Genomic DNA, 656 nt, shown 5'->3' with positions numbered 1-656 from the left:
CGCGCATGATCGTGGAGATGGGGACGTCGAGCGCCTCTGCGACCGAAGCGAGGATCTCACTCGATGCCTCCTTCTGTCCGCGCTCGACCTCACTGAGATAGCCGAGGGCGACGGACGCCTTGCTCGCGACCTGCCGGAGCGTCCGCCCCTTCTGCAGACGGAAGTCCCTCAGCACGTCGCCGATCTCCTGTCGTACAAGAATCATCGGAACCTCCTCCGCAGTTCATGAATCGAGGTCTCCCTCGAAGAGACGGCCAGTCTAGTCCTCCTGGCTTGCACAGAATCTACCCTTGCACTCTGTGGTTTAAATGTGAGCACATCCGTATCAACATGACGCGGCGGGTCGCTATTCCCGCAGCGCCGCGGCCAGCACATCGAGGACCGCCGCGACCGTCTGCGCTCGCACCGCCTCGCGGTCCCCCTCGAAGTGGAACGGTCGGGTCCGGCTCACTGTCGGGGTGATCACGCCGATGTGGACGGTGCCCACGGGCTGCCCATCCGGGGACTCCGGGCCCGCGATCCCCGTGGTGGACACCCCGACATCGGCGGGGAGACCATCCACCGCGACGGCGCCGCGCACTCCGGCAGCCATCTGCCGCGCGACCTCCGGATACACCGGCCCGTATCGCTCCAGCAGGTCGGTGTCGACGCCGAGC

2 protein-coding genes are annotated in these 656 nt (G+C 66.5%); both read right to left on the bottom strand.

The annotated features are described in order from the left end of the window. Positions 1 to 205: helix-turn-helix domain-containing protein (locus B2W79_RS17000; RefSeq protein WP_292791616.1), on the bottom strand; the 205-nt coding region annotated here is incomplete at its 3' end. A gap of 141 nt (positions 206 to 346) precedes the next feature. Beyond that, a partial coding sequence (locus tag B2W79_RS16995; protein ID WP_292791614.1) for a CinA family protein occupies positions 347 to 656 on the bottom strand: 310 nt, incomplete at its 5' end.

It is taken from the genome of Microbacterium sp. UBA7513 (assembly GCF_002478345.1).
Lineage (GTDB): Bacteria > Actinomycetota > Actinomycetes > Actinomycetales > Microbacteriaceae > Microbacterium.
Note: the sequence above shows the minus strand (reverse complement) of the source record. Positions and strands in the feature narration are given on the sequence as shown.